Origin of the sequence: Pseudomonas sp. HY7a-MNA-CIBAN-0227 (assembly GCF_040310325.1) — a bacterium.
Taxonomy (GTDB): domain Bacteria; phylum Pseudomonadota; class Gammaproteobacteria; order Pseudomonadales; family Pseudomonadaceae; genus Aquipseudomonas.
On the sequence record NZ_JBEOPT010000013.1, the window covers coordinates 1 to 19759 of the forward strand.

The 19759-nt window shown below is 59.9% G+C and carries 15 protein-coding genes; 12 read left to right on the forward strand and 3 right to left on the reverse strand.

Going from position 1 to position 19759, the window contains the following annotated elements:
* Positions 1 to 299 precede the first annotated feature (299 nt).
* The 11 genes from rnr (at position 300) to AAEZ06_RS20170 (ending at position 17160) form a co-directional block, all read left to right on the forward strand.
* Positions 300 to 2930: a ribonuclease R gene (gene rnr, locus AAEZ06_RS20120; RefSeq protein ID WP_149411148.1), complete on the forward strand. Its 2631-nt coding sequence runs from the start codon at positions 300 to 302 to the stop codon at positions 2928 to 2930.
* On the forward strand, positions 2927 to 3685 hold the full coding sequence (rlmB, locus tag AAEZ06_RS20125) for a 23S rRNA (guanosine(2251)-2'-O)-methyltransferase RlmB (RefSeq protein ID WP_149411147.1): 759 nt from the start codon (positions 2927 to 2929) through the stop codon (positions 3683 to 3685). Before rnr ends, rlmB begins: the two co-directional genes overlap by 4 nt.
* Before the next feature lie 256 nt (positions 3686 to 3941).
* Positions 3942 to 4367 (forward strand): 30S ribosomal protein S6, encoded by a 426-nt coding sequence (gene rpsF, locus AAEZ06_RS20130; RefSeq protein ID WP_131428048.1) that lies wholly within the window; start codon positions 3942 to 3944, stop codon positions 4365 to 4367.
* Positions 4368 to 4395: 28 nt separating this feature from the next.
* Complete coding sequence (gene rpsR, locus AAEZ06_RS20135; protein WP_003171373.1) at positions 4396 to 4626, forward strand: 30S ribosomal protein S18; 231 nt, start codon at positions 4396 to 4398, stop codon at positions 4624 to 4626.
* A gap of 36 nt (positions 4627 to 4662) precedes the next feature.
* Positions 4663 to 5556, forward strand: a complete 894-nt coding sequence (locus tag AAEZ06_RS20140; RefSeq protein ID WP_133101433.1) for a YybS family protein — start codon at positions 4663 to 4665, stop codon at positions 5554 to 5556.
* Positions 5557 to 5574: 18 nt separating this feature from the next.
* Complete coding sequence (gene rplI / locus AAEZ06_RS20145; protein ID WP_133101434.1) at positions 5575 to 6021, forward strand: 50S ribosomal protein L9; 447 nt, start codon at positions 5575 to 5577, stop codon at positions 6019 to 6021.
* Positions 6022 to 6131: 110 nt separating this feature from the next.
* Positions 6132 to 7526 (forward strand): replicative DNA helicase, encoded by a 1395-nt coding sequence (dnaB, locus tag AAEZ06_RS20150; RefSeq protein WP_149411146.1) that lies wholly within the window; start codon positions 6132 to 6134, stop codon positions 7524 to 7526.
* A 130-nt stretch (positions 7527 to 7656) separates the two neighbouring features.
* A complete protein-coding gene (locus AAEZ06_RS20155) occupies positions 7657 to 9960 on the forward strand; it encodes a YgiQ family radical SAM protein (RefSeq protein WP_149411145.1) in 2304 nt (767 codons plus the stop codon).
* A 394-nt stretch (positions 9961 to 10354) separates the two neighbouring features.
* A complete protein-coding gene (locus AAEZ06_RS20160; protein ID WP_149411144.1) occupies positions 10355 to 13636 on the forward strand; it encodes a transglutaminase family protein in 3282 nt (1093 codons plus the stop codon).
* Positions 13637 to 13783: 147 nt separating this feature from the next.
* Entirely contained in the window at positions 13784 to 16270 is a 2487-nt protein-coding gene (locus AAEZ06_RS20165) for a circularly permuted type 2 ATP-grasp protein (RefSeq protein WP_149411366.1), read from the forward strand.
* The gene (locus AAEZ06_RS20170) at positions 16270 to 17160 is read left to right on the forward strand and encodes a transglutaminase family protein (RefSeq protein WP_149411143.1); all 891 of its coding nucleotides are present in this window, start codon (positions 16270 to 16272) and stop codon (positions 17158 to 17160) included. Before AAEZ06_RS20165 ends, AAEZ06_RS20170 begins: the two co-directional genes overlap by 1 nt.
* 42 nt (positions 17161 to 17202) lie before the next feature.
* On the opposite strand, the gene AAEZ06_RS20175 is transcribed toward AAEZ06_RS20170, so the two are convergent.
* Positions 17203 to 17391: a hypothetical protein gene (locus tag AAEZ06_RS20175; protein ID WP_133101442.1), complete on the reverse strand. Its 189-nt coding sequence runs from the start codon at positions 17389 to 17391 to the stop codon at positions 17203 to 17205.
* Positions 17392 to 17460: 69 nt separating this feature from the next.
* Positions 17461 to 18048 (reverse strand): cytokinin riboside 5'-monophosphate phosphoribohydrolase, encoded by a 588-nt coding sequence (locus AAEZ06_RS20180; protein WP_149411142.1) that lies wholly within the window; start codon positions 18046 to 18048, stop codon positions 17461 to 17463.
* Between the two features lie 339 nt (positions 18049 to 18387).
* Between AAEZ06_RS20180 and azu the strand changes: the two genes are divergently transcribed.
* On the forward strand, positions 18388 to 18834 hold the full coding sequence (azu, locus tag AAEZ06_RS20185; RefSeq protein WP_149411141.1) for an azurin: 447 nt from the start codon (positions 18388 to 18390) through the stop codon (positions 18832 to 18834).
* A gap of 96 nt (positions 18835 to 18930) precedes the next feature.
* Here azu and nadE read toward each other — a convergent pair whose 3' ends face one another.
* Complete coding sequence (gene nadE, locus AAEZ06_RS20190; protein WP_149411140.1) at positions 18931 to 19758, reverse strand: NAD(+) synthase; 828 nt, start codon at positions 19756 to 19758, stop codon at positions 18931 to 18933.
* Between the last annotated feature and the right edge of the window lies 1 nt (position 19759).

The window sequence follows — 19759 nt, forward strand, 5'->3', positions numbered from 1 at the left end:
GAAGACTCGAACTTCCACGACCTTGCGGTCACCAGCACCTGAAGCTGGCGTGTCTACCAATTTCACCATCTGGGCAGTATCGGCAACGTTGCCGTCGTCGATGGCGCGCACTATACGGACCACCTTTTAAACTGTAAACCCCTGTCATCAAAAAAGCCTGGAAAATTTCCCGGGCGGTCGCGCAAGGTGCGTTCCAGGGGCTACAAAGTGTTTTTACGAGCTTGTTGATGTCTGAAATTTCCCGTTTCAATACGCGTATGCCAAACTAACCCGCATATAGACAAGGTGAAAACTCTCTAATGGCCGATTGGCAGTCCCTCGATCCCGAGGCCGCTCGTGAAGCGGAAAAATATGAAAACCCTATTCCTAGCCGCGAACTGATTCTGGCGCATCTCGCCGATCGGGGTTCGCCTGCTAGCCGCGAGCAGTTGGTTGAAGAATTCGGTCTGACCACCGAAGACCAACTCGAAGCCCTGCGCCGCCGCTTGCGCGCCATGGAGCGCGATGCTCAGTTGATCTACACCCGCCGTGGCACGTACGCGCCCGTGGACAAGCTCGACCTGATCCTTGGTCGCATTGCCGGCCACCGTGATGGTTTCGGTTTCCTGATCCCGGACGACGGCAGCGACGACCTGTTCATGAGCCCGGCGCAAATGCGCTTGGTGTTCGATGGCGATCGTGCTCTGGCACGCGTGTCGGGTCTGGACCGTCGCGGTCGTCGCGAAGGCGTGATCGTCGAGGTGGTATCGCGCGCCCACGAGTCTATCGTCGGCCGGTACTTCGAAGAGGGTGGCATCGGCTTCGTGATTCCGGATAACCCGAAGATCCAGCAGGAAGTGCTGGTCACGCCGGGCCGTAACGGCGCCGCGAAGGTCGGTCAGTTTGTCGAGGTGAAAATCACCCATTGGCCAACTCCACGCTTCCAGCCTCAGGGCGATATCGTTGAAGTGGTCGGCAACTACATGGCGCCGGGCATGGAAATCGATGTTGCGTTGCGCACCTACGATATTCCTCACGTCTGGCCTGAAGCTGTGCTGAAAGAGGCTGCCAAGCTCAAGCCGGTAGTCGAAGAAAAAGACAAAGAGAAACGCATCGACCTGCGCCATCTGCCGTTCGTCACCATTGACGGCGAAGATGCTCGTGACTTCGACGATGCGGTCTATTGCGAAGCCAAGCCTGGCAAGCTGCGCCTGTTCTCCGGCGGCTGGAAATTGTTCGTCGCCATTGCCGACGTGTCCAGCTACGTGAAGATCGGTTCGGCCCTGGACAATGAAGCCCAGGTGCGCGGCAACTCGGTGTATTTCCCCGAGCGCGTAATTCCGATGCTGCCTGAGCAGTTGTCCAACGGCTTGTGCTCGCTGAACCCGAAAGTCGACCGCTTGGCCATGGTCTGCGAGATGACTATCTCGAAAACCGGCGAAATGACCGATTACCAGTTTTACGAGGCAGTGATCCACTCCCAGGCGCGCCTGACCTACAACAAGGTCAGCACCATCCTGGAGCAGCCGAAAACCAGCGAAGCCAAGACTCTGCGTGATGAGTACGGCCATGTCGTGCCGCACCTCAAGCAGCTTTATGCGCTGTACAAGGTATTGCTGGACGCACGTCATATACGTGGCGCGATCGATTTTGAAACCCAGGAAACCCGGATCATCTTCGGTTCCGAGCGCAAGATCGCCGAAATCACTCCGACTACCCGTAACGATGCGCACAAGCTGATCGAGGAATGCATGCTGGCCGCCAACGTGGCCACCGCCGAATTCCTGAAGAAACACGAGATTCCTGCGCTGTATCGGGTTCACGATGGTCCGCCGCCGGAGCGTCTGGAAAAACTGCGCGCCTTCCTCGGTGAGCTTGGCCTGTCCCTGCACAAAGGCAAGGACGGCCCGTCGCCGAAGGATTACCAGGCCTTGTTGGCGAGCATCAAGGACCGTCCGGATTTCCATCTGATCCAGACCGTCATGCTGCGTTCCTTGAGCCAGGCGGTGTACAGCGCTGATAACCAGGGTCACTTTGGCCTGAATTACGAGGCGTACACCCACTTCACCTCGCCGATTCGCCGTTATCCGGACTTGCTCACGCACCGGGCGATCCGTAGCGTGATCCATTCCAAGCAGAACACCCCGCACGTCCAGCGCGCCGGTGCCATGACCATTCCGAAGGCGCGGATTTATCCGTACGACGAAGCGGCCCTGGAACAGTTGGGCGAACAGTGCTCCATGAGCGAGCGTCGCGCCGACGAAGCCACCCGCGACGTGGTGAATTGGCTCAAGTGCGAGTTCATGAAAGACCGTGTTGGCGAGTCGTTCCCTGGTGTGATCACTGCGGTGACCGGTTTTGGCTTGTTCGTCGAGCTGACTGACATCTACGTCGAAGGCCTGGTGCACGTCACCGCCTTGCCGGGTGACTACTACCACTTCGACCCTGTGCATCACCGTCTGGCGGGCGAGCGCACCGGTCGCAGCTTCCGCTTGGGCGACACCGTGGAAGTACGGGTCATGCGCGTCGACCTCGACGAACGCAAGATCGACTTCGAAATGGCGGAAAAAACCATTGCCGCACCGATTGGCCGCAAGAAGCGTGGCGCTGAAGCCACTGCTCCTGCTGGCAAGGGCGTCCCTGCGAAAGCCGCTGTCGAGTCTGCACCGGCCAAGGCTGCTGGTCGTCGCACGTCGACCAAGGAAAAAGCCCCTGAGGTTTACCGTCCAGGCGATGCTGCGGCGAAAAACGCCGAGCTGCGCAAGAGCCGTGAGTTGAAGCAGGCATTGCTCAACGAAGCGAAAAGCGGTGGTAAAGCGGCGTCTGCGGGAAAGTCCCAGGGGGCGGAAAAGCCGTCGAGCAAGCCGAGTAAACACCGTAAAGGCCCGCCAAAAGCGGGTTCGGCTCCCGCGAAAAGCGGCGGGTCGCGCAAACCTAAGGCCAAGTCATGAGTCTGGAAAAAATCTATGGCGTACACGCCGTAGAAGCGTTGCTGCGTCACCACCCAAAACGCGTCAAGCAGGTTTGGCTGGCGGAAGGTCGCAATGATCCGCGGGTACAAACGCTGATCGAACTGGCTAACGAAAATCGCGTGGCCGTGGGCCAGGCCGAGCGTCGCGAAATGGACGTCTGGGTTGAAGGCGTGCACCAGGGTGTGGTGGCGGACGTGAGTCCGAGCCAGGTCTGGGGCGAGGCGATGCTCGATGAGTTGCTCGATCGCACTGAAGGTGCGCCGTTGCTGTTGGTGCTCGACGGCGTGACCGATCCCCACAACCTCGGCGCCTGCTTGCGTTCGGCGGATGCTGCCGGTGCGCTGGCGGTGATCGTTCCCAAGGACAAGTCGGCCACCTTGACGCCTACCGTGCGCAAAGTGGCCTGTGGTGCGGCGGAAGTAATTCCGCTGGTGGCGGTGACCAACCTGGCGCGCACCCTGGAGAAGCTCCAGCAGCGCGGCTTGTGGGTTGTCGGCACAGCGGGGGAGGCCGAGGTCAGCATTTATGACCAAGACCTCACCGGTCCTACCATCCTGATCATGGGGGCCGAGGGTAAGGGCATGCGTCGCCTGACCCGCGAGCATTGTGATTACCTGGTGAACCTGCCGATGGCGGGTAGCGTCAGCAGCCTCAACGTGTCGGTAGCGACGGGCGTGTGCCTGTTCGAAGCGCTGCGTCAGCGCGGCGCCAAGGCCAAAGCCAAGAAGTCCTGATTCGCGCACTATCTACTGTAGGGGTGAGCAAGCTCGCTCCTACAGCGTTAGGGCCAGGCTCACATTTTTCGCAGTGTCTGTGATTGTTCAAATAATCACCAATTGCCTTGCGCCCTTTCTTTCCCTTCTCTACAATTGCGCCCCTTGCCTACCTGGCAGGCACACATGTGCCTACCCTGCGGCAAGATCCATAAGTGTCATTCACTCCTTGTCTGACCGTTTTTTAGCGGCAGGCTACAACCCGTAAGGAGCATTCATGCGTCATTACGAAATCATCTTTTTGGTCCACCCGGATCAAAGCGAGCAAGTCGGCGGCATGGTTGAGCGTTACACCAAGCTGATCGAAGAAGACGGCGGCAAAATCCACCGTCTGGAAGATTGGGGCCGTCGTCAACTGGCCTATGCAATCAACAATGTTCACAAGGCTCACTACGTGATGCTGAACGTTGAGTGCACCGGCAAGGCTCTGTCCGAGCTGGAAGACAACTTCCGCTACAACGATGCAGTGATCCGTAACCTGGTCATCCGTCGCGAAGAAGCCGTTATCGGCCAATCCGAGATGCTCAAGGCTGAAGAAAACCGCAGTGAGCGCCGTGAGCGTCGCGACCGTCCTGAGCACTCCGACAGCGCCGATGGCGTTGATGGTGATGACAGCGACGCCAGCGATAACGCTGACGAGTAATCCACGGACCTTTTAAGGAGCCAATTACATGGCACGTTTCTTCCGTCGTCGTAAGTTCTGCCGCTTCACCGCTGAAGAAGTGAAGGAGATCGATTACAAAGATCTCAACACTCTGAAAGCCTACGTATCCGAGACCGGCAAAATTGTTCCAAGCCGCATCACCGGTACCAAAGCTCGTTATCAGCGTCAGCTGGCCACCGCTATCAAGCGCGCCCGCTTCCTGGCCCTGCTGGCCTACACCGACAGCCACGGCCGCTGAGACCGGGCAGTCGACAAGTAGTAAGGGATTGAATGCATGCGCGCCTTAGCTGAGTTCATCATGCGCGGTCGTGTGCAGGCCACTCTAGTAGTGGCTGGATGTGCAGCATTGCCGTTGTTGTATTGGTTGGGTGCTGCCGCTGGATGCCTTGTGCTCCTGCGGCGCGGTTTGAAGGACGCCTTGGGTGTTGTTGCCCTGGGACTGCTGCCAGCCTTGGTCTGGTGGCTGCAATTCGATGATCCACGGGTACTTCTGGTGCTGCTGGGGTCATCGGGACTTGCGTTGGTTTTACGCGCAAGTGAGTCCTGGAGCCGTACGCTGCTGGTCAGCGTGGCATTGGGGTTGGTGTATTCGGTATCGTTAGGCGCGGCTTTCCACCCGCAAATCGAGGCGCTGGCGCAGGAAATCGTCAAGATCCTGCCCTTGGCCCTCGGGGAGCTCTACCAGCAGTTATCGGTAGAGGAGCGAGCGCGCTTTGCTTCACTGGTTGCACCGGTTCTTACCGGCCTGATTGCGGCATTGTTGCAGGTCGTCAGTGTGCTGAGCCTGATTCTTGGGCGCTACTGGCAGGCGTTGTTGTACAACCCGGGTGGTTTTGGTCGCGAGTTTCGTAGTATCAGAATCCCAGCAGGACCGGCGATGTTGCTGCTGGCGTGCATGCTTGTCGGACCGAACTTCGGTCCGCAAATGGCCATGTTAACGCCGTTGTGCAGCGTACCGTTGGTGTTCGCCGGGCTGGCCTTGATTCATGGGCTGGTGGCGCAAAAGCGACTGGCCAGGTTCTGGCTGGTGGGGTTGTACGTGACGCTGTTGCTGTTCATGCAGCTGATCTATCCGTTACTCGTGGTTTTGGCCATTGTCGACGGCCTGATTGATTTTCGCGGTCGTCTGGCGCCGAAAGACGCCGACAACGCGAACGGTGAAGGTTAAAAGTTAGAGGATTTTCACATGCAACTGATCCTTCTGGAAAAAGTCGCCAACCTGGGCAACCTGGGCGACAAAGTGAACGTTAAGGCCGGTTACGGTCGTAACTACCTGCTGCCATACGGCAAAGCCACCGCTGCAACCGCTGCCAACCTGGCTGCGTTTGAAGAGCGTCGTGCAGAGCTTGAAAAAGCAGCAGCAGACAAAAAAGCTTCGGCCGAAACTCGCGCTGCCCAACTGGCTGAGCTGGAAGTGACTATCACTGCCACCGCCGGTGACGAAGGCAAGCTGTTCGGTTCGATCGGCACCCACGACATCGCTGACGCACTGACCGCCTCCGGCGTTGAAGTGTCGAAAAGCGAAATTCGTCTGCCGAACGGCACCATCCGCAACGTTGGCGAATTCGATGTAGCCGTGCACCTGCACGCTGAAGTCGAAGCAACCGTACGCGTTGTTGTGGTAGCAGCTTAAGCAGCACCTAACTGACTGGCACCTCGCGTGCCAGACGGTTAACATCGGGCACGATCCTGTTCACAGGTCGTGCCTTTTGTTTTTCTACAGCCCCCTAATTTCAAGTGGCCATGAACGATATCTCCGCTCCTGAGCAATACGATCTGCAAACCGCGTCCCTGAAGGTGCCACCGCACTCCATCGAGGCCGAACAGGCCGTGCTCGGTGGTCTGATGCTGGACAACAACGCCTGGGAGCGCGTGCTTGATCAAGTCTCGGACGGTGATTTCTATCGACATGACCACCGCCTGATCTTCCGCGCCATCGCCAAACTGGCTGATCTGAATTCCCCCATCGACGTCGTGACCCTTGCCGAGCAATTGGACAAGGAAGGTCAGACCTCGCAAGTGGGCGGTCTTGGATACCTGGGCGAGTTGGCGAAGAACACCCCGTCCGTCGCCAACATCAAGGCCTATGCGCAAATCGTGCGTGCGCGGGCGACGCTGCGGCAATTGATCGGTATCGCTGCCGAGATCGCTGACAGCGCCTTTAACCCGGAAGGGCGTACGGCCGAAGAGATCCTCGACGAAGCAGAGCGGCAGATCTTCCAGATCGCCGAAGCGCGGCCGAAAACCGGAGGCCCGGTGAGCGTTAACGACCTGTTGACCAAGGCTATCGACCGCATCGATACCCTGTTCAATACCGATAACGCCATCACCGGCTTATCTACGGGTTATACCGACCTCGATGGCATGACCAGTGGCTTGCAGCCGTCTGACCTGATCATTGTCGCCGGCCGTCCGTCCATGGGTAAGACCACCTTCGCCATGAATCTGGTGGAGAACGCCGTACTGCGTAGCGAGAAGTGCGTCCTGGTCTACTCGCTGGAGATGCCAGGTGAATCGCTGATCATGCGGATGCTCTCGTCTCTGGGCCGCATCGACCAGACCAAGGTCCGCGCCGGCCGCCTGGAAGATGACGACTGGCCGCGCCTGACCTCGGCGGTCAACCTGCTCAACGATCGCAAGCTGTTCATTGATGACACTGCGGGTATCAGTCCCTCGGAAATGCGTGCGCGGACCCGTCGTCTGGTGCGTGAGCACGGCGAGGTTGGCCTGATCATGATCGACTACCTGCAACTGATGCAGATCCCCGGTTCCAGCGGCGACAATCGGACCAACGAGATTTCCGAGATTTCCCGTTCGTTGAAGTCCTTGGCCAAGGAATTCAACTGCCCGGTGGTTGCCCTGTCCCAGCTCAACCGCTCCCTGGAACAACGCCCGAACAAGCGCCCGATCAACTCTGACTTGCGCGAATCCGGAGCGATCGAACAGGATGCTGACGTAATCATGTTCGTTTACCGGGACGAGGTTTATCACCCGGAGACCGAGCACAAGGGCATCGCCGAAATCATCATCGGTAAACAGCGGAACGGTCCAATCGGCACCACACGCTTGGCGTTTATCGGTAAATACACCCGTTTTGAAAACCTCGCGCCGGGCAGTTATAACTTCGACGACGAATAATTCGTCGCTGGCCAGCAAGCGTTCACGGGCTAATAGAGGCTGATAATTTCCGAGCGTTATAGTCGGAATTGGTCAAATTTTGTGCTATATTCCGCGCCCGCGATTTTTCATCTCAACACCGGTCATCGTCATGCAAACAGCCAAGCCGTTATTTGACTATCCCAAGTACTGGGCCGAATGTTTCGGTCCTGCGCCATTCCTGCCGATGAGCAGGGAGGAGATGGATCAGCTTGGCTGGGATTCGTGCGACATCATCATCGTCACCGGTGATGCCTACGTCGACCACCCATCGTTCGGTATGGCAATCATCGGCCGGCTGCTGGAGTCCCAGGGCTTTCGCGTCGGGATCATTGCCCAGCCCAACTGGCAGTCCAAAGACGACTTCATGAAGCTCGGCGAGCCGAACCTGTTCTTCGGTGTCGCGGCCGGCAACATGGACTCAATGATCAACCGCTACACCGCCGACAAGAAAATCCGGTCCGACGACGCCTATACCCCTGGCGGCATGGCTGGCAAACGCCCGGACCGTGCGAGCCTGGTCTACAGCCAGCGCTGCAAGGAAGCCTACAAGAATGTGCCGATCGTGCTCGGTGGTATCGAGGCTTCCCTGCGCCGCATCGCCCACTACGACTACTGGCAGGACCGCGTACGCAACTCGATCCTGATCGACGCCTGCGCCGACATCCTGCTGTACGGCAACGCCGAACGGGCCATTGTCGAAGTCGCTCAGCGCCTGTCCTACGGTCACAAGATCGAAGACATCACCGACGTGCGCGGCACCGCGTTCATTCGTCGTGACACGCCAAAAGACTGGTACGAAGTCGATTCCACACGCATCGACCGTCCGGGCAAGATCGACAAGATCATCAACCCGTACGTCAACACTCAGGACACCCAGGCCTGCGCCATCGAGCAGGAAAAGGGCCCGTCTGAAGACCCGCAGGAAGCCAAGGTCGTACAGATCCTGGCCAGCCCGCGCATGACTCGCGACAAGACCGTGATCCGTCTGCCATCGGTAGAAAAAGTCCGTGGTGACTCGGTGCTTTATGCCCACGCCAACCGCGTACTTCACCTGGAAACCAACCCCGGCAACGCCCGCGCCCTGGTGCAGAAGCACGGTGAAGTGGACGTGTGGTTCAATCCGCCGCCCATTCCCATGACCACCGAAGAAATGGACTACGTGTTTGGCATGCCTTACGCACGGGTTCCGCACCCGGTATATGGCAAGGAAAAAATTCCGGCCTACGACATGATCCGCTTCTCGGTGAACATCATGCGTGGCTGCTTCGGTGGCTGCACCTTCTGCTCGATCACCGAGCACGAAGGCAGGATCATCCAGAACCGTTCCGAAGAGTCGATCATTCGCGAAATCGAAGAGATCCGCGACAAGGTTCCGGGCTTCACCGGCGTCATCTCCGACCTCGGCGGGCCGACCGCGAACATGTACCGCATTGCCTGCAAGAGCCCGGAAATTGAATCCGCGTGCCGCAAGCCATCCTGCGTGTTCCCTGGCATCTGCCCGAACCTGAATACCGACCACTCGGCGCTGATCCAGCTGTACCGCAGCGCCCGTGCGTTGCCGGGTGTGAAGAAGATCCTGATCGCATCTGGCCTGCGTTACGACCTCGCGGTCGAGTCGCCGGAATACGTCAAGGAACTGGTGACCCACCACGTCGGTGGTTACCTGAAGATCGCCCCGGAACACACCGAGGAAGGTCCGCTCAACCAGATGATGAAACCGGGCATCGGCAGCTATGACAAGTTCAAGCGCATGTTCGAGAAGTACACCAAGGAAGCGGGCAAGGAGCAGTACCTGATCCCGTACTTCATCGCCGCCCACCCCGGCACCACCGATGAAGACATGATGAACCTGGCCCTGTGGCTCAAGGGCAACGGCTTCCGTGCCGACCAGGTGCAAGCGTTCTACCCCTCGCCAATGGCCACCGCCACGGCGATGTACCACTCGGGCAAGAACCCGCTGCGCAAAGTCACCTACAAGAGTGACTCGGTGACCATCGTCAAGAGCGAAGAGCAGCGCCGCCTGCACAAGGCCTTCCTGCGCTACCACGACCCGAAAGGCTGGCCGATGCTGCGTGAAGCACTGACCCGCATGGGCCGCGCCGAGCTGATCGGGTCGGGCAAGGATCAACTGATCCCGCTGCACCAGCCTGCCACCGACAGCTATCAGAGCGCCCGTCGCAAAAACTCGACGCCGGCTGGTAGCCATAAGGTTGCCAAGGAAACCACCACCAAGATCCTCACCCAGCACACCGGCTTGCCGCCGCGTGCCAGTGATGGTGCTAACCCGTGGGACAAGCGTGAACAGGCCAAGGCTGCGGCGTTTGCCCGCAATAAGCAGGCCGCCAAAGAGCGCACCGATGCGGCCAAGGGCAAAGGCAATAAGCCAGCCCGCAAACCGGTCGTGCCGCGTTGATCGCAGCCTGAATCACAAAACGCCAGCCTTCGTGCTGGCGTTTTGCTTTCTAGCGCCCGGCATGGGCGCAATCTTGTGGATGAACGTCCCGCCGTAAGCTGACCACAGCGAACGAAGTGAAGCGCAACTGCATGAGGGCGACCGAGTGTGGGGAGGAAGCGTGAATCGACGTCAGGGCAGATCACGGCGCCGGGTAATCCCACTCCACCTGGGTAGATTCACCACCCGCCCTCACGCTCTTGGCACAAATCTGTGCAACCCTCGCACCACGACGGCAGCCATCGCGCCGTTTTGGTGCTGTACTGCACCGGGTCCCACGATAAAGCGCAATGACCGCCGCACTGGCATAAGTCTTGCGCGCTTTGTTTCATGCTCTGGCTCGCAGGAGGCCGCCGTGTCGATTCATGTCGCGTTGCACCACGTTACGCATTACCGCTACGACCGCGCGGTCGAACTGGGCCCTCAGATTGTGCGTTTGCGTCCGGCGGCCCATAGCCGTACGCGGATTTTGTCCTACGCGCTGAAAGTGCTGCCGCAGCAACACTTCATCAATTGGCAGCAAGACCCCCAGGGCAATTACCTGGCGCGCCTGGTATTCCCGGAAAAGACTGACGAGTTGCGTATTGAAGTCGACCTGGTTGCCGAGATGGCGGTGTTTAATCCGTTCGACTTTTTCCTTGAGCCCTACGCCGAAAAAATCCCGTTCAGCTATGCCGCCGATGAGCAACGCGAACTGGCGCCGTACCTGGAAACTTTGCCGATGACGCCGAAGCTCGCCGCGTACCTGGCAGGCATCGACCGTACGCCACTGCCTGCCGTGGATTTTCTGGTGGGCCTCAACCAGCGCCTGGCCGCCGACATCGGCTACCTGATCCGTATGGAACCGGGGGTGCAAGCCCCGGAATTCACCTTGGAAAACGCTTGCGGCTCGTGCCGCGATTCGGCCTGGCTGTTGGTGCAACTGCTGCGTAATCTTGGTTTGGCAGCACGGTTTGTTTCCGGTTACCTGATTCAATTGACCGCCGACGTCAAAGCCCTCGACGGCCCATCCGGCACGGAAGTGGACTTCACCGACCTGCACGCCTGGTGTGAAGTGTATTTGCCGGGTGCCGGCTGGATCGGTCTCGATGCCACTTCCGGCCTATTCGCCGGTGAAGGCCATATCCCATTGGCCTGTAGTCCCGATCCGTCTTCAGCGGCGCCCATCAGTGGCCTGGTGGAACCTTGCGAGTGCGAATTCACCCATGAGATGTCGGTGGAGCGTATTTGGGAAGCCCCACGGGTGACCAAGCCCTACACCGAAGAACAATGGCTGGCGATCCAGGCCTTGGGCCGGCAGATCGATGGTGACCTGCTCAAGGACGACGTGCGCCTGACCATGGGTGGCGAGCCGACCTTCGTCTCCATCGACGACCCCGACGGCGCCGAATGGAACACCGCAGCCCTGGGCTCGGACAAGCGCCGGCTCTCTGCCGAACTGTTCCAGCGCATGCGCAAGCATTACGCGCCCAAGGGCCTGGTGCACTTCGGCCAAGGCAAGTGGTACCCCGGCGAGCAATTGCCGCGCTGGTCGCTCAATTGCTACTGGCGTCGGGATGGCGTGCCGATCTGGCACAACAGCGCGCTGATTGCCGATGAACAACAAGACTACGGCGCTGATGGCGTGATGGCCGGGCGTTTTCTCGCCAGCGTTGCCGAGCGCTTGAAGTTGCCTGCGCACTTTGTGTTCCCGGCCTACGAGGACAATTTCTATTACCTGTGGCGCGAAGGCGCCTTGCCTCAGAACGTCACCGCGCAAGACCCACGCCTGGGCGACGACCTTGAGCGTGACCGCCTGCGCAAGGTCTTCAGCCAGGGTCTGGATAAAGTCATTGGCCAGGTGCTGCCGCTGGCGCGCACGGCGGCTAATGACTGCTGGCAGAGCGGGCGCTGGTACCTGCGGGATAACCATTGCCGCCTGGTGCCGGGTGATTCGCCCTTGGGCTATCGTCTGCCATTGGCCTCGCAGCCTTGGGTGACGGCGGCGGAGTATCCGTTCGTGCATCCCACCGACCCCAATCAGGATTTGCCTGATCTTCCGACGACGGCGCAGCTGCAAAGCCACGGCGAACCGGCCCTGAGCGACGATCGTATTGCGAAGATCGACGAATCCGCCGATTGGCTCACCCGCACCGCCCTCTGCGCGCAAGCGCGAGATGGCAGGCTGTACCTGTTTATGCCGCCTCTGGAGCGGGTCGAGGACTACCTGGAGCTGGTGGCCGCTATCGAAGCCATCGCCCAAGAGCTGCATTGCCCGGTGCTGCTCGAAGGCTACGAGCCACCGAGCGACGTCCGCCTGAGCAACTTCCGGGTCACGCCGGACCCAGGCGTGATCGAAGTTAACGTGCAACCGTCCGCCACGTGGGACGAGTTGGTGGAACGCACCGAATTCCTCTATGAAGAAGCGCGGCAAACCCGCCTGACCACCGAGAAATTCATGATCGACGGCCGTCACACCGGTACCGGTGGCGGTAACCACTTTGTCCTCGGCGGTGCTACGCCCACGGATTCGCCGTTCCTGCGTCGTCCCGATCTGCTGCGCAGCTTGATCAGCTACTGGCATAACCACCCGTCGTTGTCCTACTTGTTTTCCGGCTTGTTCATCGGCCCGACGTCCCAGGCGCCACGGGTCGATGAAGCTCGCAACGACGCGCTGTACGAGTTGGAAATCGCCTTCGCGCAAATGCCGGTGCCCGGTGAGGAGTGCCCGCCCTGGCTGGTGGACCGACTGCTGCGCAACCTGCTGATAGACGTCACCGGAAATACCCATCGCGCCGAATTCTGTATCGATAAGCTTTACTCGCCGGACGGCGCTACCGGCCGCCTTGGCCTGTTGGAATTGCGGGCCTTCGAGATGCCTCCCCATGCGCGCATGAGCCTGACCCAGCAACTGTTGTTGCGGGCGCTGGTAGCGCGGTTCTGGCGTGAGCCCTATGCACCGCCGAAGCTGGTGCGCTGGGGTACGCAATTGCACGACCGCTTCTTGCTGCCGCACTTTATCGAGCAGGACTTTGCCGATGTCATCGTCGAACTGAACGCTGCCGGTTATCCGCTGCGTGCAGAGTGGTTTGCTGCGCACCTGGAGTTTCGCTTCCCCAAGGTTGGCGATTACTCCGTCAGCGGCATTGAACTGGAACTGCGCCAGGCCCTGGAGCCCTGGCATGTGCTGGGAGAAGAGGGCGCGGTGCGTTATGTCGATTCGTCCCTGGAGCGTTTGCAGGTCAAGGTGAGCGGCTTGGCGCCGCAACGGTATCTGCTGACCTGCAACGGCATTCCAGTACCGCTGCAACCTACCGGGCGGGTCGGTGAGTTTGTAGCTGGCGTGCGTTACCGTGCCTGGCAGCCGGCCAACTGTTTGCAGCCGACCATCCCGGTTCATGCGCCGCTGGTATTCGATCTTTTCGATACGTGGATGCAACGCTCATTGGGCGGTTGTCAGTACCATGTCGCCCATCCGGGCGGGCGCAATTACGACAGCCTGCCAGTCAATGCCAATGAAGCCGAGAGCCGGCGCATGGCGCGGTTTTTCCACCTGGGTCACAGCCCTGGAACGTTGCCCGTGCCGGCGGTGGTGATTAACGACGAATTGCCGATGACCCTGGATTTGCGCCGTTTTGCGAAAAAAATAGAGGATTGAATCTACATAATCCCGAAAACAACAAATCTATAATGTGGGCTTGTCTGCGATAGCATCACCTCGGTACACCTGATGCCCCGAGGTGCCTGCATCGCGGGCAAGCCCGGCTCCCACACTCTGACTTCCCTTGCCTCTGCCGAGCGTTCCATGCCCGACTTGCTCGACCGTTACCCGCTAACCGCGGGCACTTATCACGAACTGCTGGACGACAGCGGCGCGGTCCGCGGCCATTGGCAGCGCCTGCTTGGCCATCTGCAACGCAGCACCCCGGCGCAACTGGCTCAGCGCCAAGCCTTGCTGACCCGGCAGATCCAGGAAAACGGCGTGACCTACAACGTCTACGCCGACCCCAAGGGCGCCGATCGGCCGTGGGAACTGGACCTGTTGCCCCACGTGCTGGCAGCGGATGAGTGGAAGCACCTGTCGGCCGGCATCGCCCAGCGTGCGCGGTTGCTCAATGCGGTATTGGCGGACCTCTACGGCCCGCAACGGCTGATCGCCGAGGGTTTGTTACCAGCAGAACTGATGTTCGGCCATAACAACTTCCTGTGGCCGTGCCAGGGCATACAGCCGCCCGAGGGTGCGTTTCTACACCTGTATGCCGTGGACCTGGCGCGCACCCCCGATGGCCACTGGTGGGTCACCGCCGACCGTACCCAGGCACCGTCCGGCGCTGGTTATGCCCTGGAAAACCGCACCATCGTGTCCCGTGCGTTTCCGGATATGTACCGCGACTTGCAGGTGCAGCACCTCACCGGTTTCTTCCGCACCCTACAGGAAACCCTGGCCCGCCAGGCGCCGAGTGATGACCAGCCACCGCTGATCGTGCTGCTGACCCCGGGCCGTTTCAACGAAAGCTATTTCGAACACCTGTACCTCGCCCGCCAGCTCGGCTACCCGCTGGTAGAAGGCGGCGACCTGACGGTGCGCGACGCCACGGTCTACCTGAAAACCCTCAGCGGCCTGCGCCGGGTCCATGCCGTCATGCGCCGCCTGGACGATGATTTCTGTGACCCGCTGGAGCTGCGCACCGACTCGGCCCTCGGCGTGCCGGGGCTGCTGGACGCCGTGCGCCAAGGCAATGTGCTGGTGGCCAATGCCCTGGGCAGCGGTGTGCTGGAGTCTCCCGGGTTGCTGGGTTTTCTGCCGAAGATCAATCAGTTTCTGTTTGGCGAAGAGCTGATCCTGCCGTCCATCGCCACCTGGTGGTGCGGCGAAGCGCCGGTACTGGCCGAAGCCCTGGAGAAACTGCCGGAGCTGGTGATCAAGCCGGCGTTCCCGTCGCAAAGCTTCGCCCCGGTATTTGGTCGCGACCTGAACGACGAACAACGCCAGGCCCTGGCCGAACGCATGCGGGCGCGGCCTTATGCCTACGTTGCCCAAGAGCTGGCGCAACTGTCCCAGGCGCCGATCTGGCATACCGTCGACGAACATCTACAACATCGCGCCATCGGCATGCGCGTCTACGCCGTCGCCAGCGCCGACGGTTACCGGGTGCTGCCCGGTGGCCTGACCCGCGTGGCCGCCGAAGCCGATGCTGAAGTGGTGTCGATGCAGCGCGGCGGGGCGAGCAAGGACACCTGGGTGCTCGGCGAACGTGCCCCTGGTGGCGAGCAGTGGCGTGCGCCGCGTTCTATTGGCGCCCATGACTTGATTCGACGTGATCCGTACCTGCCGTCGCGGGTGGTGGAAAACCTGTTCTGGTTCGGCCGTTATTGTGAACGCTGTGATGACAGCGCCCGCTGGCTGCGGATCGTCCTCGCACGTTATGTCGACGCAGGCGACCCGCAAGCGCTGCAAGCGGCGGTGGAACTGGGCGAGACGCTGCGACTATTGCCGCAAAAGGGCGAGTTGCCTGAGCGGCTGCTGGCGGCTTTGCTTGGCGATGACTGGCCGTCGAGCCTGCGGGCTAATTTGCAGCGCTTGCAGTGGGCGGCGTCCCAGGTGCGCGGCAAACTGTCCCGTGAAAACTGGCAGGCCTTGGTGGAGTTGCAGCGCGAAGCCGTGGAGCTGGAGGCGCAAGAGCCAGATTTCGGCGAACTGCTGGACTTCCTCAACCGCTTGGTGATGTCCCTGGCGGCGCTGTCCGGTTTTGCCTTGGACGACATGACCCGTGACGAAGGCTGGCGCTTCTTGATGATGGGCCGGCGCATCGAGCGTCTACAGTTTCTCAGCAGCAGCCTGACGGCATTTCTGCGGGGCGTGGCGGTGTTCGATCAGGCGGGGCTTGAATGGTTGCTGGAACTGGGCAATAGCAGTATCACTTACCGTTCCCGCTACCTGGCGGTGCCGCAATTGATCCCGGTGCTGGACCTGTTGCTGCTGGATGAGCAAAACCCCCATGCGGTGCTGTTCCAGCTCAAACTGGTGAGCCGCACCCTGCGTCGTCTGAATGATGATTTCGGTATGCCGCGGGAGACCGGGCTGGCGCCGTTGGTGGAGCGACTGTCGCGCTTTGACCTGGGCTGCCTGGAAAATCCGCTGTTTGGCGAATCCAGCGTGCGCGCCGCCCTCGATGGCCTGGCGGACCTGTTGCAGGCCGTCGCCGATGAAAGCGGGCAAGTCTCCGATCGCCTGGCCTTGCGCCATTTTGCCCATGTTGATGATGTCAGCCAGCAAACGGTGTCCGTGTAATGAGTGCCCGTTACCAGATTTTCCACGATACCCATTACCACTACGACAGTCCGGTGTCCCTGGCCCAGCAGTTGGCGCACTTGTGGCCGCGCCCCTGCGCCTGGCAGCAGTGTACGGTGCAGCAATTGCTCATCCGCCCTGAGCCGACCTCGCGCCGGGATGAGCTGGACGTATTTGGCAACCCGATCACCCGCCTGGCGTTCGAGCGGCCCCATGATGAGTTGCTGGTCAACGCCGGGCTCACGGTGGAAGTCTTCGCGCGGCCTGTGCTGGATTTCAGCCAGTCGCCAGCCTGGGACCAAACCCGCAGCAGCTTGACCTACAGCAGCCAGCCGTTGTCCCCCGAGGTGATCGAGGCGTGCCGCTATCGTTTCGAATCGCCCTATGTGCATCTGAAGAAAAGCTTCGTCGAGTTTTCCGAAAGCTGTTTTCCACTGGGCCGTCCGTTGTTGCTGGGCACCCAGGTGCTGATGGAAAAGATTTTCAGCGAATTCACCTTCGATGCCGAAGCCACCCAAGTCGCCACGCCGCTGGTGGAAGTGCTGGAGCGTCGGCGCGGCGTGTGCCAGGACTTTGCCCACTTGATGCTGGCGTGCCTGCGCTCCCGAGGCCTGGCGGCGCGCTATATCAGCGGCTACCTGCTGACCCAGCCACCGCCCGGCCACCCACGGCTGATTGGCGCCGATGCGTCCCATGCCTGGGTCTCGGTATTTTGCCCGGTGCTGGGCTGGGTAGATTTTGATCCAACGAATAATGTGCAGCCGGCACTGGAGCACATCACCCTGGCTTGGGGCCGGGATTTTTCCGATGTTTCGCCGTTGCGAGGGGTGATTCTGGGAGGGGGGAGTCATGACCCGGAGGTGCGGGTGACGGTGATGCCACTGAAATAAGGCCTGTGGCCGCTGCCTTGGCAGCGGCCACAGTGAGAGGCCTTAGGCGTCAGGCGCCTGATCTTTCGGTGTTTCGGTCTCGTCAGTGGCCACTTCACCTTCTGCATCCGGGTTCAGTACGCCAGCTTCTTCGTCGGCTGCAACTTTCTTGCGTTGCAGCTTTTCCTCTTTCTTCTGCTCTTTGGCCAAGTCTCTCTGACGTTTGGCGAAGGAGTAATTAGGTTTTGCCATGGGCGATCCTCTGGGGGTCGAAGGTGAGGTTGAGCGGCGCGTATTCTGCCTTTAATCGCGTCCCAAGGGTTAATCGGGTTTTTGGTCCACCCATTTGGGCAGGACCAGCGGTTGCCAGGCATCCAGTACGTCAAGCAGCTCAGCCGGCGATTCGCTGGTTTGCAGCATGGCACGATGGGGCGCGCGGACGAAGCCTTCGCCGACGATATGATCGAGAAAACCGGTCAACTTGCTGTAGAAACCATTCACTTCCAGTAAACCCAGCGGCTTGCCGTGGTAACCGAGCTGGCCCCAGGTCCAGACTTCGAACAGCTCTTCCAGGGTGCCGAGGCCGCCGGGCAGGGCGATAAAGGCATCGCTCAGCTCGGCCATGCGCGCCTTGCGAGCGTGCATGCCGTCGACTACTTCCAGGCGAGTCAGGCCCTTGTGGCCGATTTCCAGGACTTGCAGGCTTTCAGGAATGATTCCGACCACTTCGCCACCGGCTTGCAGGGCAGCATCGGCCACAATCCCCATCAGGCCGACGGCGCCGCCGCCGTATACCAGGGTCAGCTTTCGCTTGGCCAACTCGCGCCCGAGGGCAATGGCCGCTTCACGGTAGGCTGGATTAGTACCGCTGCTGGCACCGCAAAATACACATACAGACTTCAAGGACATACCTGACTCCATGCTCAGTAATGGCTAAAGAGTAAAGGTTGGCCGGCGTGTCTTAAAGGATTAAACCTCGCGCTCGCTCTTTTCATAGGTGCCGCTGGCGCCACAGGCATAAGCGGCAAGCAGGCCGCGAAACAGGCTATTGAGGTGCATGGCTGGTACTCCAAAGGTGATGACGAATCGAGCATAGGCCGGTGATAGCCCTTTGGCTGGTTGATTGTGTCGATCAGGCCAATAGCCTAAAGTTGTATACAATCTATTGATTCAGATCATGGGAACTTCTGCCTGTATCAGGCAATCTTGTCGCTGTATGCATTTTTTAACCCTGCCTTGGAGATCCACATGTTTGCCAAACTCGTTGCTGTTTCCCTGCTGACTCTGGCTAGCGGCCAGTTGCTTGCTGCAGAGTGCAAGGTCACCGTTGACTCCACTGACCAGATGACCTTTAACACCAAGGCCATTGAAATCGATAAAAGCTGCAAGACGTTTACCGTTGAGCTGACTCACTCCGGTAGCTTGCCTAAGAACGTCATGGGCCATAACTGGGTGCTGACTACTGCGGCAGACATGCAGCCGGTGGCGACTGAAGGCATGGCCGCTGGCATCGGCAAGAACTACCTGAAAGAAGGCGACACCCGCATCATCGCCCACACCAAAATCATCGGTGCTGGCGAGAAAGATTCGGTGACCTTTGATGTGTCGAAGTTGACCGCTGGCACCGACTACGCGTTCTTCTGCTCGTTCCCAGGCCACATCTCGATGATGAAAGGCACTGTTACCCTGAAGTAATCAGGACAGCAGGCATAAAAAAAGCGCCTTCTCAGGCGCTTTTTTTGTGGTTGGATACGTGTGACGAGCCGCTCGCCACACAATCGCGCTCAGCGCTTATGGCGCAAGCGGCATCACCCGCTTGTGTTCGGTCTTGCGATAGGTCTCGCAGATGATCCGGAACGCCTCTTCGCGCACCGGTTCACCGTGCAAAAACGCATCGATCTCGGCATAGGTCACGCCATGGGAAGCTTCGTCCGGCTTGCCGGGGGAAAGGTCTTCCAGGTCGGCGGTCGGGATTTTCTCCACCAGCGATTCCGGCGCATTGAAGTGCCGGGCAATTTCCCGTACCTGGTTCTTCACTAGCCCGCTCAATGGCGCCAAGTCGCAAGCGCCGTCACCGAACTTGGTGAAAAAGCCCATCACCGCTTCCGCCGCATGGTCGGTGCCGATCACCAGGCCCCCGGCCGCGCCAGCGATGGTGTACTGCGCCACCATGCGCATGCGGGCCTTGGTGTTGCCCAGCACGAAATCCCGGGAGACCGCATGTTTGCCTTCGAAGGCTGCCACTTCATTGGCCAGGGATTTGACCGCTGGGCCGATGTTCACCGTGTGGCGCTCGTCCGGGGCAATAAAGTCCACCGAAGCCTGGGCGTCGTGTTCGTCGAATTGGGTTTCATAAGGCAGGCGCACGGCGATAAAACGGTAGGCCTCATCGCCATTGCGCGCGCGCAACTCGTCCATGGCCCGTTGGGCCAGCAGGCCTGCGGTCAGAGAGTCGACGCCGCCGCTGATGCCCAGCACCAATGTCTTGAGCCCCGAGTTAAGCAGGCATTGCTGGATAAAGGTGATCCGTCGTGCGACCTCCGCCTCCAGGGCGGCCTGGTCTTTGAACGGCGCTTGGACCTTGAGCTGTTCAGCAATCTCGCGCTGTACGGCTTGCATG